The 1,645-nt window shown below is 63.6% G+C and carries 2 protein-coding genes; both read left to right on the top strand.

The genetic code is table 11. The annotated features are described in order from the left end of the window. A partial coding sequence (locus B552_RS27960) for a bifunctional UDP-4-keto-pentose/UDP-xylose synthase (protein WP_019452053.1) occupies positions 1–600 on the top strand: 600 nt, incomplete at its 5' end. 7 nt (positions 601–607) lie between these two features. Beyond that, positions 608–1,498: a polysaccharide deacetylase family protein gene (locus B552_RS0126310; RefSeq protein WP_019452052.1), complete on the top strand. Its 891-nt coding sequence runs from the start codon at positions 608–610 to the stop codon at positions 1,496–1,498. Positions 1,499–1,645 lie beyond the last annotated feature (147 nt).

The raw sequence follows: 1,645 nt of genomic DNA, 5'->3' as shown, positions 1-1,645 counted from the left end.
TCCAAGCAGCTGATGGACCGTGTGATCCACGCGTACGGCATGCAGGAAGGCCTGAACTACACGCTGTTCCGTCCGTTCAACTGGATCGGCGCGGGGCTGGACTCGATCTTCGAATCGAAGGAAGGTTCGTCGCGCGTGGTGACGCAGTTCCTGGGCCATATCGTGCGTGGCGAGCCGATCAAACTGGTCGATGGCGGCGAGCAGAAGCGCGCGTTTGCCGATATTTCGGACGGTATCTCGGCGCTGATGCAAATCATCGAGAACAAGGACGGCGTGGCCAACGGCAAGATCTTCAACATCGGCAACCCGGGCAACATCCACTCGGTGCGCGAATTGGCCGAGATGATGCTGAAGATGGCCGCCGAGTACCCCGAGTACGCCGAAGAAGCGCGCAAGACGCAGATCGTGGAAACGTCGTCGGGCGACTTCTACGGCAAGGGCTACCAGGACGTGCAGCACCGCGTGCCAAAGATCGACAACACGATCGAGGAACTGGGCTGGAAGCCGCAGGTGTCGATGGAGCAGGCGCTGCGCCGCATCTTTGAAGCGTATCGCGACAAGGTGGTGGAAGCCCGCACGCTGGTCGACGCGAACAACTGATCGCTTCATGGCTCGCATTGCGCTCAAGGTGGACGTGGACACGCTGCGCGGCACGCGCGAAGGCGTGCCCGCGCTGCTCTCCATGCTGTCCGCCGTCGAGGCGGAAGCCACGTTCCTGTTCAGCCTCGGCCCGGACCACACGGGCTGGGCGCTGCGCCGCGTATTCCGGCCGGGTTTCCTGAAGAAGGTTTCGCGCACGTCGGTGGTGTCCAACTACGGCCTGCGCACGCTGATGTATGGCGTGCTGCTGCCGGGGCCCGACATCGGCCGCAAGGGTGCCGCAGAAATGCGCGCCGCCGCGGCAGCCGGGCATGAGTGCGGTATCCATACGTGGGACCACGTCTACTGGCAGGACAACGTGCGCGGGCGCGACGCGGCCTGGACGCGTCGCCAGATGCAACAGTCGTTTGAACGCTTCGTCGATATCTTCGGCGCGCCGCCGCCGACGCATGGCGCGGCCGGCTGGCAGATGAACAACGAGGCGTTCCGTCAGATCGACGACTGGGGCATGGCCTACGCTTCCGACGGCCGCGGCACCGCGCCGTATATTCCGACCGTCGATGGCAAGGCATGCCGCCACGTGCAAATGCCGACCACGCTGCCAACACTCGACGAACTGATCGGCGTGGACGACCTGACCGAAGACAACGTGCATCAGGCCGTGCTCAAGCTGACCGAAAGCGACCGCGACCACGTCTTCACGCTCCATACGGAGCTTGAAGGCGGCAAGCTGGCGCCCGTTTTCAAGCGGCTGCTGTCAGGCTGGCGCGCGCAAGGTCATCAACTCGTGTCGATGGCAACGTACTACCAGCACATCGACCGCACCGACCTGCCGCAAATGCCGGTGACCTGGGGTGAAATCCCGGGCCGCAGCGGCGAATTGATCATTCAGCCGTAATCTGACTGCCGGTTTGCACCCCTCTCCCGCAAAGCGGGAGAGGGGTCGGGGGAGAGGGCTTTGAGGTTCAAACTGCGAGCGTCGCATCTTGACGCTCCGGCCCTCTCCCCCACCCCTCTCCCACAAGTGAACTGACCCCCAAAAGTT

The sequence above is a fragment of the Cupriavidus sp. BIS7 genome (genome assembly GCF_000292345.1).
GTDB lineage: Bacteria > Pseudomonadota > Gammaproteobacteria > Burkholderiales > Burkholderiaceae > Cupriavidus.
This window is presented reverse-complemented; position numbering and strand designations above follow the sequence as displayed.